Annotated in this window: 16 protein-coding genes, 1 pseudogene and 1 other annotated feature; of the genes and pseudogenes, 2 read left to right on the top strand and 15 right to left on the bottom strand. The window is 41.7% G+C overall.

Features of this window, described 5'->3' with window-relative positions; translation table 11 throughout:
- Positions 1-6: 6 nt before the first annotated feature.
- Positions 7-495, bottom strand: a complete 489-nt coding sequence (locus tag ACSR9O_RS20075) for a dUTP diphosphatase (protein WP_491725492.1) — start codon at positions 493-495, stop codon at positions 7-9.
- 108 nt (positions 496-603) lie between these two features.
- Here ACSR9O_RS20075 and ACSR9O_RS20070 point away from each other — a divergent pair, with 108 nt between their 5' ends.
- Positions 604-984, top strand: a complete 381-nt coding sequence (locus ACSR9O_RS20070) for a sigma-w pathway protein ysdB (RefSeq protein ID WP_101222875.1) — start codon at positions 604-606, stop codon at positions 982-984.
- Positions 985-1,038: 54 nt separating this feature from the next.
- Here the strand turns inward: ACSR9O_RS20070 and ACSR9O_RS20065 are convergent, their stop codons facing one another.
- The 13 genes from ACSR9O_RS20065 to speD form a co-directional block, all read right to left on the bottom strand.
- Positions 1,039-1,608 (bottom strand): TVP38/TMEM64 family protein, encoded by a 570-nt coding sequence (locus tag ACSR9O_RS20065; protein WP_101222877.1) that lies wholly within the window; start codon positions 1,606-1,608, stop codon positions 1,039-1,041.
- A gap of 60 nt (positions 1,609-1,668) precedes the next feature.
- Positions 1,669-1,944, bottom strand: a complete 276-nt coding sequence (locus ACSR9O_RS20060) for a DUF1294 domain-containing protein (RefSeq protein ID WP_101222879.1) — start codon at positions 1,942-1,944, stop codon at positions 1,669-1,671.
- A gap of 68 nt (positions 1,945-2,012) precedes the next feature.
- A complete protein-coding gene (gene rplT, locus ACSR9O_RS20055) occupies positions 2,013-2,372 on the bottom strand; it encodes a 50S ribosomal protein L20 (protein WP_101222880.1) in 360 nt (119 codons plus the stop codon).
- Positions 2,373-2,407: 35 nt separating this feature from the next.
- On the bottom strand, positions 2,408-2,608 hold the full coding sequence (gene rpmI / locus ACSR9O_RS20050; RefSeq protein ID WP_034309070.1) for a 50S ribosomal protein L35: 201 nt from the start codon (positions 2,606-2,608) through the stop codon (positions 2,408-2,410).
- 34 nt (positions 2,609-2,642) lie between these two features.
- The gene (gene infC / locus ACSR9O_RS20045) at positions 2,643-3,143 is read right to left on the bottom strand and encodes a translation initiation factor IF-3 (RefSeq protein WP_034309072.1); all 501 of its coding nucleotides are present in this window, start codon (positions 3,141-3,143) and stop codon (positions 2,643-2,645) included.
- A 98-nt stretch (positions 3,144-3,241) separates the two neighbouring features.
- Positions 3,242-3,378 (bottom strand) — a sequence feature (ribosomal protein L20 leader region).
- A 125-nt stretch (positions 3,379-3,503) separates the two neighbouring features.
- Entirely contained in the window at positions 3,504-3,998 is a 495-nt protein-coding gene (locus ACSR9O_RS20040) for a GNAT family N-acetyltransferase (RefSeq protein ID WP_230176763.1), read from the bottom strand.
- A 53-nt stretch (positions 3,999-4,051) separates the two neighbouring features.
- A complete protein-coding gene (locus ACSR9O_RS20035; RefSeq protein ID WP_157831018.1) occupies positions 4,052-4,222 on the bottom strand; it encodes a hypothetical protein in 171 nt (56 codons plus the stop codon).
- 107 nt (positions 4,223-4,329) lie between these two features.
- Positions 4,330-6,261: a threonine--tRNA ligase gene (gene thrS / locus ACSR9O_RS20030; protein WP_101222884.1), complete on the bottom strand. Its 1,932-nt coding sequence runs from the start codon at positions 6,259-6,261 to the stop codon at positions 4,330-4,332.
- A gap of 389 nt (positions 6,262-6,650) precedes the next feature.
- Positions 6,651-7,511: a sporulation protein YtxC gene (ytxC, locus tag ACSR9O_RS20025; RefSeq protein ID WP_491724966.1), complete on the bottom strand. Its 861-nt coding sequence runs from the start codon at positions 7,509-7,511 to the stop codon at positions 6,651-6,653.
- 121 nt (positions 7,512-7,632) lie between these two features.
- Positions 7,633-8,571, bottom strand: a complete 939-nt coding sequence (gene dnaI / locus ACSR9O_RS20020; protein WP_101222887.1) for a primosomal protein DnaI — start codon at positions 8,569-8,571, stop codon at positions 7,633-7,635.
- Positions 8,558-9,982, bottom strand: a complete 1,425-nt coding sequence (locus ACSR9O_RS20015; protein ID WP_491724965.1) for a replication initiation and membrane attachment family protein — start codon at positions 9,980-9,982, stop codon at positions 8,558-8,560. Before ACSR9O_RS20015 ends, dnaI begins: the two co-directional genes overlap by 14 nt.
- Positions 9,983-10,034: 52 nt before the next feature.
- The gene (gene nrdR, locus ACSR9O_RS20010; RefSeq protein ID WP_057911467.1) at positions 10,035-10,496 is read right to left on the bottom strand and encodes a transcriptional regulator NrdR; all 462 of its coding nucleotides are present in this window, start codon (positions 10,494-10,496) and stop codon (positions 10,035-10,037) included.
- A gap of 270 nt (positions 10,497-10,766) precedes the next feature.
- Positions 10,767-11,147, bottom strand: a complete 381-nt coding sequence (speD, locus tag ACSR9O_RS20005) for an adenosylmethionine decarboxylase (RefSeq protein ID WP_034311443.1) — start codon at positions 11,145-11,147, stop codon at positions 10,767-10,769.
- A gap of 564 nt (positions 11,148-11,711) precedes the next feature.
- Between speD and ACSR9O_RS20000 the strand changes: the two are divergent.
- Positions 11,712-11,951 (top strand): annotated as a pseudogene (locus ACSR9O_RS20000) (IS5/IS1182 family transposase); the annotation flags it as partial.
- Between the two features lie 104 nt (positions 11,952-12,055).
- Here the strand turns inward: ACSR9O_RS20000 and ACSR9O_RS19995 are convergent.
- Complete coding sequence (locus tag ACSR9O_RS19995; protein ID WP_230176759.1) at positions 12,056-13,093, bottom strand: glyceraldehyde-3-phosphate dehydrogenase; 1,038 nt, start codon at positions 13,091-13,093, stop codon at positions 12,056-12,058.
- Positions 13,094-13,173 lie beyond the last annotated feature (80 nt).

Raw genomic sequence — 13,173 nt, 5'->3', positions numbered from 1 at the left:
AAACAATCAGTAGCCTTGCTTTTGCCTTTCGTAATTCACTTCATTTTTGCTTACATAAGCTTTTTCCACATCCATTGCCGAAAATCCAAGCAACTCCCCTAATTGTAAATACGCAGCAAATACCTTTTGGAAGGATGACTCTGTCAACTGTGTGCGAAATTCACTGATGTAGCCGTAAATAGCAGTAAATTGAACAGTAAAATCCTCCTGATGCATGGTTGGGGCAGATGGAACTTCCGGTACAAATCCCCGTTCGATCCCGAGTGACAAAATGAAATGAATGCCATCCACGTATTCAGCCAAAATCGTTTCTTTATCAGAGGGGCCTTTAAGACTCCAGAATTTAAAACATCTCGTTTCATTGGCTAGCTCACCAAGCTCCACTAAAAGAGCAAGTATCTTCCGTTCCACCAAGTCTTCAGAACCCAATTCATGCTTTGATTGTATATGCTCATCCAAAGCTGCCTGCATTTCCATTAATTTACCTATGTTCATTTTCATCACTTCTTTCCTTGTCTTCCCCTAAATTATATCAAATAAATGAAACTTATTAAAAACCCATACGTAAATGAAGGGAATCACTCTGTTTAAGGAGGTAGCTCCATGGTATTGATCATGCGGTTCATTCTTTTGGCTCTCATCATTTTCTTAATATATACAGTCATCAAATATCTATTTAATCCGAAAAGAAAATTAGAGCTGGCACATGAACAGAAAAAGTTCTTTCTGCTCGACGATACAGCCAATATACGAAAGAATTTTTTATTGACGTACAACGGGGTGATGTTTGAAGGGGAAAAGTATCTAGGGACGACGGAACGCTCCTTTGAGGTCATCTCCATCTTCATATGGCCCAAGAAAGTGGCCGGCCTAAAAGGCTTGAAGCGAAATGACTTTTTAAAAATCGAGGAAGCCATAAAAAAACAATATCCGGATGCCGTTATTGATTGGAAAAGCCCTGTTAAGGAATTTTTACAAAAATGAAAAAAAATCACACGTAATGAAGAGCCTTGAGAAAAATGTACTCAAGGCTCTATATTAATCATCTGAACGAAAAAATTCCTTCCAGGGAACGACCGTCTGTTTCTCTCTCAATAAATAGAGCAATAAGGTTAAGGATAATAAAATGATGACGATCAGGGTTGGACTGAAATCTGCAATATAGTGGCCAAAAACCGTATATACGAATGCTACAGGGAGATTAGTCATGAAGGATAGATAAAAATAATTTTTCAGCCCTTTATTGGATTCCAATAAGCAAAGCGACAGCAAGTAAAAGTGAATGAATGGTATTAGCCTCAGTACTGCAATTTGCCGGCTGTTTAGCTTTCGGTTTCCAAAAAGCTTATTCTTAAGCCGCAGCAACCTATCCTTTGTTTTCGGAAATTTGCCTATCACGAAATAAAAGGCCATACTGGACAACGTCAAACCGATTACCGAATAGATGGTTCCAAAAGCTGCCCCGAATAATACTCCTCCAGACATGCAAACCACAATGACGGGAATGAATAAAAATTGCCTTAATAAATGAAAAGTGATAAAAATCAACGGTGCAAACACGCTTCCTGATTGAACGTAGCTCATCACAAGTGTCAGTTTATCATTCATGCTCTCCCTCCAGCTACTCTTTGCTGCTTCTACAAGCATATACATTATAGCGGCTACATATTACAATTGAATGAATATCTTAATCAATAAGCCTATCTGAAGAATCATCAATATCGGCAGGCCCCACTTAAAAGCGGCATGCTTCGTCTTATGGCGGAATTGCTTCATCCCCAAAAAGGACCCAGTCCCTCCGCCTATAACCGCCCAAAACCAAAGTGTCTTTTCACTGATCCGGTACTCCCCATTACGCGCTTTCCTTTTGTCGATTCCCATTAAGGCAAACCCGATGATGTTTGTGATGATCATATAAGCAGCAATGAACCATACTCCTTGCATCCTTATTCCCTCCTTTAAATATGTAAAAAGCCACCCTCTTGAAAAGAGAGTGGCTGTATCAGTCAGACTTATTTGTCTAATTGTTGTTTAGCAGCAGTTGCTAATTGAGCAAAAGCTTGATCGTCAGCAACAGCAAGATCAGCAAGCATTTTGCGGTTCACTTCGATACCAGCAAGCTTTAGACCATGCATTAAACGGCTGTAAGAAAGACCGTTGATGCGTGCTGCAGCGTTGATACGAGTGATCCAAAGTTTGCGGAAATCACGTTTCTTTTGACGACGGTCACGGAAAGCATAGTTTCCTGACTTCATTACTTGTTGGTTAGCTACTTTGAAAAGAATATGTTTCGCGCCATAGTAACCTTTAGCTAATTTTATTACCTTTTTACGACGTTTGCGAGTAACAGTACCGCCTTTTACACGTGGCATGTTATTTCCCTCCTATTTAACTCGATAAATCGAACTTATTTAATGTTGTCTAGCATATGACGAATACGTTTGAAGTCACCTTTGCTTACAAGGCTAGCTTTGCGAAGCTTACGCTTTTGCTTAGTAGATTTGTTAGCAAATAAATGGCTTGTGTAAGCGTTAGAACGCTTAAGTTTGCCGGATCCAGTCTTTTTGAAACGTTTAGCAGATCCGCGGTGAGTTTTCATTTTAGGCATAAGGTATTCCTCCTCATTACAAATTACTTTACAATTACTTTTCGTTTTTCGGTGCTAAGATAATGAACATGCTGCGCCCGTCCATTTTTGGGTGTTGCTCGATTGTAGCCACTTCTTTACATGCTTCAGAAAAACGAACGAGTACACGTTGACCAATTTCCTTATGCGTAATGGCACGTCCTTTGAATCGGATAGAAGCTTTTACTTTATCGCCTTTTTCAAGGAATTTAATACCGTTGCGAAGCTTCGTATTGAAATCGTGTTCTTCAATCGTCGGGCTCAAACGAACCTCTTTCAGACTGATGACTTTTTGATTTTTACGTGCTTCCTTGTCTTTCTTTTGCTGCTCGAAGCGGTGTTTTCCGTAGTCCATGATCCGGGCTACCGGAGGCTTTGCATTTGCAGCAACTAAAACTAGATCAAGATTTACACGAGCGGCAATTTCCAATGCTTCGAATTTCGTTTTAATTCCAAGTTGTTCTCCGTTTTGGTCAATAAGACGAACTTCACGGGCTCGGATGCCCTCGTTTACCATCGCGTCTTTACTAATAGTTAGCCACCTCCAAAGATATTGGCGAATACGAATATTTGAATAAATTCGGTCACGCTCACAACTCGCTTACAGGATATAATCATAATAAAAAAGTGTGGATGCATGCTGCACCCACACTGATAGACTCATTCAGAAAGATCCAAATAATCAAATCATGACCTGTTAACTGCATTGTTTGCGTCAACCAGGTGAGAAGCGGGTGCTTCTTCTTTTCATCAAACACGTATTCAATTCACTTTAGAAATATATCATAAACACTGATGACTTGTCAAATGCTAATTTATTCGTTTTTCACAACAAAATTAATATTATCAGACATTCAGTTATTTGACAATACGTTTTTTAAAGTAATTTGGACAAAAAATATTCATCATGATACTTCCCATCAAAAAACAATGATTCCCGCTTTATTCCTTCCTTTTCAAAACCCATCTTTCGATATAAGGAAAGCGCAGGGGCGTTGTTTGCAATCACGGACAATTCCAGGCGCCGGATTCCGTTTGTCCGTGCATGCTCCTCCATTTTTTGAAATAGCTTCGTACCAATGCCTTTTCCCCGGTCAGTTTCATTGATGCCGATGACGATTTTGGCTGAATGCCTCGTTCGGCCCATTTGATTGCCCAATAAGATCAGGTAACCATACAGTTCATGGCCGCTAGCAGCAACGAGGAAAACGGAAAGGGGATTTTTTTCGATTTGCTCCATTTGCTTCTCCATTTGTTTCGCTGTCGCTTTTCTTTCTCCAGGGTTGAACAGCATATACCCGGAATCTTCAACATGATTGAACAGAGCAGCCAAGTTATCCGCGTCTTCCCTTGAAGCCTTTCTAATCTCCATTTATCCCCACTCCCCCTTTGGTTACAGTCCATACTGACAGAAGCCATCAAATGTTAAGAGTTTTCTTTCGCCTTTTTCTTTTTCTCAATGGCGTCCCAAGAAAATAGGGCTATCCAAAATAACAGGACCGGGACGATGGCATATTGTCGATAACCATCCAATAACAATAAGATGATGATGACAAGGAATGTCGGTCCGAATAGATAAGTAAATTTCTTTTTCATGCTGCCCCTCCTTTTCATTGCTGTACATATTTTCACATGATGGTTTCATTTTTATCATGCCATAATTAAAAAGAGGGACACAACTATATGTGCCCCTCTTTTTGATGTTAACGGCTTACTTCAGCCTTAATCGCTGAAACGAAATCTTCAAAAGCGATCGTTTCGGATTTTTGTTCACCGTACTTACGTACATTCACGCTGCCTTCTTTGGCTTCATTGTCTCCAACAACCAGCATGTACGGGATTTTTTGCATTTGCGCTTCACGGATTTTGTAACCGATTTTCTCGTCACGTGTATCCAGGTCGACACGAATGCCTTGCGCCTTAAGTTTTTCCTGTACTTCTTTCGCATAATCCAAGTGCACTTCAGGTGAGACCGGGATCACTTGTGCTTGGATAGGTGCAAGCCAAGTCGGGAATGCCCCCTTGTATTCTTCGATCAAGTAAGCGACAAAACGTTCCATTGTGGAAACGACACCGCGGTGGATAACAACCGGACGATGCTGCTTGCCGTCCTCACCGACGTAATTAAGATCAAAACGTTCAGGAAGCAAGAAATCAAGCTGAACAGTGGAAAGCGTTTCATCTTTCCCTAAAGCAGTACGTACCTGAACATCAAGCTTAGGACCGTAGAATGCCGCCTCACCTTCCGCTTCAAAGTAATCCAGACCAAGTTCATCCATGGCGCCTTTTAACATGCTTTGCGCTTTTTCCCACATGTCATCATCATCGAAGTATTTTTCTGTATCCTGCGGATCGCGATATGACAGACGGAATGAATAATCCTTGATATCGAAATCTTTATATACTTCCAGAACCAGGTTCACAACGCGCTTGAACTCTTCTTTGATTTGGTCGGGGCGGACAAAAATGTGTGCATCATTCAATGTCATCCCACGTACACGCTGAAGGCCTGAAAGGGCACCTGACATTTCATAGCGGTGCATCAAGCCTAGCTCGGCAATCCGGATTGGCAGTTCCCGGTAGCTGTGGATGCTGTTTTTATAGACCATCATGTGATGCGGGCAGTTCATCGGACGCAGGACAAGCTGTTCGTTTTCCATCTCCATGACAGGGAACATGCCGTCCTGGTAATGATCCCAGTGTCCAGAAGTTTTATAAAGGTCCACGCTACCCATTACAGGTGTGTAGACATGGTCATAACCCAACCGTTCTTCCTTGTCCACGATATACCTTTCGATTGTCCGGCGGATGGTCGCTCCTTTTGGCAACCACATCGGCAGCCCTTGCCCCACTTTCTGTGAGCTCATGAACAAGTTCAATTCTTTACCGATTTTACGATGGTCACGTTCCTTTGCTTCTTCAAGGAAACGCAGGTGTTCGGCCAAATCTTCTTTTTTATAGAAAGCCGTACCGTAAATGCGTTGCAGCATTTTGTTTTTGCTATCGCCTCTCCAGTATGCTCCAGCGATGCTCAATAGCTTGAATTCTTTGATTTTCCCAGTTGATGGAACATGAATTCCACGACAAAGGTCAAAAAATTCACCCTGCTCATAAAGCGTTACCTGCTGATCGGCAGGAATTGCATCGATCAACTCCAATTTATACTCGTCGCCTATTTCTTTAAAACGGGAAATCGCTTCATCACGACTTACTTCGATGCGGGAAATTTCCAAGTTCTCGTTGACGATTTTCTTCATTTCTTTTTCAATCAATGGAAGGTCTTCGGGAGTCAATGATTCCTCCAGATCCATATCATAGTAAAAGCCGCCCTCGATGACTGGACCTACGCCGAATTTAGCGTTTTTGTACAAACGTTTGATCGCCTGTGCCATCAAGTGCGCTGTGCTGTGACGCAATACTTCAAGAGCATCCGCTGTGTCCTGTGTGACGATTTCGATTGAACCATCTTGTTCAATCGGCCGTTTCAAATCATATAATTCACCATTGAATTTTCCGGCAATGGATTTTTTCCTTAAACCAGGACTGATGGATGCAGCGATGTCTTCAGTTGTTGTGCCTTTAGCAAACTCCTTAACCGCTCCGTCAGGAAAAGATATTTTCAGTAATTCTGACATTGAGTTTCACTCCTTCTTATTGTTCGAACAAATTACAGGTATTTGATTCCATTACAACACAAAAAAGCCCGTCCCTGTATAAAACAGGGACGAGCTTAGTAATAAATATCATTAACCCGCGGTTCCACCCTCGTTCCAGCTTGCTTTTCACGGCAAAATGGCACTTGTAACTTGGTAACGGCAGCTTCCCGTCAGCTCATATTCACAGGATGCCTGCTTTCCGAGCCGAAGTTTAAAGGTGGTAAGTGTTCCATGCGAATAGGAAGCTTACAGCCTGTTGGCTCCCCTCTCTGATAATCGGCGACTAGAATACCCTTGTCCTCATCATAACTTTTAGTTTTTTAATAGTATGTAGGAAATTATAATTTGTTATACGGTGAAAATCAAGGTTAATTTTCTTTTTTCCACGAAAGATCATTCAAATGGATAGAAAATGACGAAAGTGGCAGGATAGTGGCCCGTTCTTCGAAAATCCTTGAAATGGTCTGGATCAGCCCCTCATCCTTGTCATCGGTATAGATACACAAGTTTTCAGGAGCAATCGATAAAAGCGGGGCAAGTATCACCGTATCGAGAAATAGTGAACTTTTGGCAAGAAGCCTCCTGTCGATCATACTATTGATTTTTGGGCGGTCGAGCTTGCTGAACTTCTGATCATAGAAATGAAAACCATCCCGGTTGACCAGGTGAAGCTTTCTTAATTTCGACTCCTGCCCTTGAAGGCAATCACGGAGCGTAGCAATGAAATTTTGATAGTCCTGTTCCAGCTTGTATTCATCAATCGCCTTGACGACATACTTTTCCAACGTGTGCTGAAATGATTTCAAACGGAAGGTCGTAAAAGAATCGAATGAAAAAGATACCTTTCCAGCCAAGATGCTTTGAAGTCCCTCCTCAATCAATCGTTTCTCCGTACTGAATGCTTCATCTTGACTCCTGGTTCTTTCCACCTCGATGATTGATGATGCAATTTCAATGATTGCTTCAATTTCTTCCCGTTCCCTATAAAAAAATTTACCGACTATTATTTGCTCCAGAACAGGAAGCGTCTTTTCTTCCAATAAAAAAGAATGAAATGCATCACGAAGCAGAATTAGCCATTCATCACCTGAAGACTCCGTCATATCCACATACATGCCTTGTTGCGGAAGAAATCGAATATATGCTTGAAATTCTGCCCCCAGTGGATGGACAGAAACGAAATTCAGTAATTTCAATGCCTCTGAATCGTTTTGAAACGAAATTTGCACTACGACATCCCCCCTTCCCCCTTGCTTCTTTTTTCATGTATATGGGGATGGGGACGTGTTTAGAAGTAGGATGAGCCTTGTAAGATGAAAAAAGTGACCTCCATTAAGAGACCACTTTTCTTCATCTTCTCCGATTCATGCCATCAAGCTTGACCGGCTCAGCTAAATATTGAATTCTTTCCAGTACCCTGGCCGCCTTCACTTCTTCCTTCTCACCACGCTGTGAAAAGGTCAGGTGGTTCTCCAGGCCATTCAAGTCAAAATTCGAAGTGAAAAACGTTGGCAGGTTTTCCAGCATCCTGAATTGTAAAATCGGACCAAAAACCTCATCGCGTCCCCAGCTCGTCATGGACTCCGCTCCAATATCATCAAGCATGAGGACAGGTGCCGTTTTCACCATTTCAATTTTTTCATTGACCGTATTATCACCTATCGATCCCTTAAGTTCCCTCAAGTAGTCAGGTACATAGACAATAAGGGAGGAAATTTGCCTTTTTGCAAGTTCATTGGCAATCGCACCTAATAAGTACGTTTTCCCAACGCCGAATTTCCCATAAATATATAAGCCTTTTTGCCTTTTACCTGGCTCATATTCCATAATGAACGACATCGCTTTACTTAAGACAGACAAGCGTTTGTTTTCATTATCCGTTTGGGTAAAGTCTTCAATGCTCGCCTTTAAAATATCCTTCGGTACATACAGGCTGCGGATCAACTTTTCCCGTTTCCGCTTTTCATCCTCTGCCAATTTCCGCGGGCAGACTTCATAATGCAGGTTCAGGGCTTTCCCTTGAACCACCAATTTGGGATAATACCCCTGCATCATATTGATGCAGCCATCCAAGCTCGGACATTTATCACACTTATTGCTTTGTGAAGTGAACTCATAAAGCTTCCCCAAGTTTTTATCAATCATTTCCTTCGTGACCGTCGAGCTGTTGGCATTCATAAATAACCGCACTTGTTCGTTTTCAAAAATCTCCTGTTTCAGCTTTTCATAACGCTGTTGAAATTGATTTGTATTCGCCAATTTATTAAGAGACCTATTAATCTTTTCCATCGTTCATTTCACCTCCTGCTTTCCACTGCTTCCATTTCTCCAGAAGCTCGCGTTTCTGGGCATCCAATTCAGGCTGATCTGCATTCTGCTCCTTCTGTGATTCTTCTTTTTTCTCAAGCCACTCCGGAACCACTTCTTCACGTATCGCCTTTTTCCGGCCGCCCTTCGCAGCATTCCTGCTTCCTTGAGCCCAGTCCTGATATTTCCTATGTTCATTTTTAGCCAGCTCCATCGCCTCGACCACCGTGGAGACCTTCAGTCGTGCCCAATGGCCTGCCAGCTTTTCGACATAGCCCTTCGTGAACTTCATATCCGTTTTGAGCATGACATATTCAATCAATACATTGACGACACCCGGATTCAGCTTTTGATTGATCATCACGCCCTCAACGACTTTCAAATCACCGCTTGATGGCTCTGCACCGCCAGACAATTGCATCAGCCGCTCCCTTGGGGAAATCGTCTCCAAATGGCGGATTAACTCTTGTTCCTGTGTTTTCGGTTCCTCTTTTTGCGTCCGTTCACGAATCGGCTGCACCCGATTGACAAGGGAAGGCATATCGGCCTGTCGTTCAATCTGATACCAGTCCCTTGCCGCCTTTCTGAGCACTTCCTCATCGATCTCATCATCCAATGAAACGGCATCCATTACTAGTTTTTGCATTTCAAGCGGATCGATGCCATATAAAAAAGCAAGTTTGGCAATCGTATTTTTTATTTTCGGAGTAAATGCCTTTTTCGGTACGATCGAGGATTTTATCCCGGCAAATAAAAGGTCGAAATCAAATAAGTCATCAAACCCCGATGGCTCGACGCCTTCCGTCCGATCGATGTATTGCTGTTCAGGCATCGGCTGCCATTCATTTTTCGCTTCATCCGATACATATAAAGAGTCCAAATGATCTGATGAGAATACTTCCGCAAAAGATTTAGTCACACCTTCATATTGATCGGTTAAGATATGGTCATCACAAAAGAATCTCTTTAACCGGTTGAATTGCGCTTTACCGATTTTTTTGTATAAGTAAATATTCAGCATTCCATCCGTGAAAAACTGCTGGGGGGAAAGCGGCGGGTTTAACTCATAGATGAATTCCTTCGTTTCATTTTTCGATTTCTTATATACATTCAACAGACCGATTCCCTCAAGTAAAAGCCGGGCTTCGTAAATATCAGCTAACTTAAGGCCGATGGTATTCATTAATTGATAATGTGAGGAGGTTTCCGACCATAGCCTGTTCTCCTCCAACTCACTCCATAACGTCATATATAGGCTAATGCATATAGGTCCAATAAGAGGTTGATATAGTCGGGTAAGTATTTTCCGATCATAGTCATGAAGCAGCCCCGCAGATGAGACCAAATATGAATCAGCTGGGAGCAATTCTTGCCAATGCTTTGACATCTCCATTCAAACCTTTCAAAAGATGTAGTGAAAAAAGAGCCAAAGTGAATCTTCAGCTCTACTTTCTTTCTTTATTTATCAAATCTTTCAATTCATCGATAAAGACATTGATGTCTTTAAATTGTCGATAGACGGATGCGAACCTTACATAGGCAACCTCATCGACTTCTGCCAGCTTGTCCATCACCATCTCGCCGACATTGTCGCTTTTCACTTCCGATATGCCCTGGTTGCGTAGTTCTTTTTCTACATAACTGGTAATTTGCTCTAGTTCTTTCAAGGGAACCGGGCGTTTTTCGCAAGCCCTGATTAAGCCACGCAGGATTTTATCACGACTGAACTCTTCCCGCGTCCCGCCCTTTTTCACTACAATAAGCGGTGTTTCCTCCACCTTTTCAAATGTCGTGAATCGAAAACCACATGCCTCACATTCACGGCGTCGTCGAATCGATTTACTTTCATCGACTGGCCTGGAATCGAGCACTCTTGTTCCGTTATATTGACATGATGGGCATTTCATCATTATCAGCTCCGTATTTTATGTAGGACTCCCCTATCTAAATGTTCCCCAAGGAATTACTTCTCTATCTTAATCTTATATTAAATGGAACGGCCAGTACAAGTAAAAAGTGTAACTTCCGGCAGCAGGCACTTTTTGTTCTGCCGTTGAAGCACCGTTGTCAAAGTTTTTATGCTACAAGGGCATCCTCCCCTATAAAGGGAAGCAGACTGCCGATTGATTGCATTAAAAAAGAGATGCACCCATGGCATCTCTGTGTATACGTGTTTTTTATAGGGCACTTATATTGGCTTTTTTCATTTGTACAGGACCTAATCCACGTGGTAATTCTATGTTTTCACGTGTTTGCGCATTCAAAGCTTCTGCAATATAATCTGCCGCAATATTCGGATCCAAGTTACCGCATGTATAGACATCAATGCTCGCATAGCCGTGTTCTGGAAAACTGTGAATCGTTAAGTGTGATTCAGAAATGATGACAACCCCGCTGACTCCTTGTGGAGCAAATTTGTGAAAGGCAACTTCTCGTACCTCTGCACCTGATTTCAAAGCAGCATCAACAAAAATCTTTTCAATTAAATCGATATTGTTCAGTTTTTCAAAGTCACAACCCCAAAGTTCAGAAATGACGTGTCTACCCATAGTTTCCATAGTGTAAGCTGTTTCCATATTAAGCTTCCCCCTTACCATGATTTAAAAATAAGTTCTGATAACTACCACGGGGGAAAGTTAGTCCAAAGAGGTCCTAACCCTTTAAGTAGCCATCATGCAAACCGCTATTGAAGAAGTTCACGATTCATAGTATATATGGTTTGAATTTTTTTTGCAACTCCAAATTGAATTTTTGGAAAGATAAACTTTATATGTAATAGGGATATAGCGAAGGTTCAAATGTGGAGCAAATTCCGTCTTCGGTTTATTCAGCGCCATAAAGCAGCCGGGAATTCATGGATCACTGCATGAAAAATAGCCCGCTAAAAAATTCAGCAGGCTCTGACTGTAGACAAACTCAATAATTGAGTTTGTCTACAGTATATTAGGCCGTTGATTTCCACTCCTGGCACTCGCTTTCCGCGGGCGGTCCGGGAGCCTCCTCGGCGCCATTGCGCCTGTGGGGTCTCCCTTGGACGCACTTTCCCCGCAGGAGTCTCGTACCTTCCGTTCCAATCAACTTTGTTTTAACAGTAAGATAGAACTCCTTTTACCTACAGTCTATTTAAGGAAGAAACCAAGGAGATTAAGGGCAGTTCAACTGATACTGAGAGTAGCTACTATTATGTGAATGATGAACGAACAAAATAAGTTTGCCTATTCGTTTCATTCGGCATCATACGCAATGGATTTGTGTTAGGGACGATAGTAACACCCGGAAATACGCATGATGATCATATCTTAGAGCTTCTGGTTGAACTAGTGATTGAGAAAGTTGGAAAACCAGGAGCAGATGCAAAAGAAAAGTATGGTATGCGTTAGGTCACCATTCTCTATAACTGCTTCAAATCCGATAAAAAATCAAAAATAGCCCGCTAAAAAAATTTAGCAGGCTCAGTTATTTCATTTTATTTTACTGATAATTCGACTTCGGAAGTTTTTTTCAACTCGGAGCCAACCAATTTCACTAGGTCCACTACCCGGTTGGAGTAACCCCACTCATTATCATACCATGCAAGGACTTTCACTTTCCTGTCCCCGATCATCATCGTCGTCAACCCATCGATGATTGCAGAGTGTGGATTCGTTTTGAAATCACTGGAAACTAAAGGTTCCATCGTGAATTCCATGATACCTTTGAGTTCATTTTCTGAAGCATCGATGAAGGCTTGGTTCACTTCATCAATCGTGACATCACGGTTTAAATCCACAACAAGATCGACTAAAGATACGTTAGGTGTCGGTACACGTATCGCCATTCCATGAAGCTTGCCTTTTAATTGCGGCAACACTAGTGAGATGGCTTTTGCAGCTCCTGTAGTCGTAGGAATCATGCTTTCCGCAGCGGCACGGGCACGTCTTAAGTCTTTGTGCGGGTTATCGATATTATTTTGATCATTAGTATAAGAATGTATCGTTGTCATTAAACCGTTGTTTATGCCGAATTTTTCATCAAGCACTTTTGCAACCGGTCCAAGGCAGTTCGTTGTACAAGATGCATTGGATATGACGAAATGCTTGTCAATTTCCAGCACTTCCTCATTTACTCCCATTACAATGGTAACGTCTTCATTTTTACCCGGCGCTGATAATATAACTCTTTTTGCTCCTGCTTCTAAATGAAGAGCTGCTTTAGAACGATCATTGAATTTGCCAGTGGCTTCAATTACAATATCTATGTTCATCTCTTTCCAAGGCAATAGCTTTGGATCGCGGTTATTTATTAGTTTTACTCGGCGGCCATTCACTATTAGTGAATCATCTTCAGCTATAATGATACCGTCGAATTTACCATGTATCGTATCATATTTTAGTAAGTGTGCTAAAGTTTCAGCTGGATAGCTTGCATTAATGGCAACAATGTCCAAACTCTCATCTAATATGGCTTTTCGGAAAACCATTCTTCCAATTCTCCCAAATCCGTTAATCGCTATTCTTGAATTCATTGTTCGGACCCTCCAGAAAATATTAGTGTTATACTTATTACCTTTCACATGTAATTAGTATAACATAATTCAGAGGAATT

Source organism: Peribacillus sp. B65 (assembly GCF_058513295.1).
The sequence above is the reverse complement of the archived record's forward strand: the minus strand, read 5'-3'. Positions and strand labels throughout refer to the sequence as shown.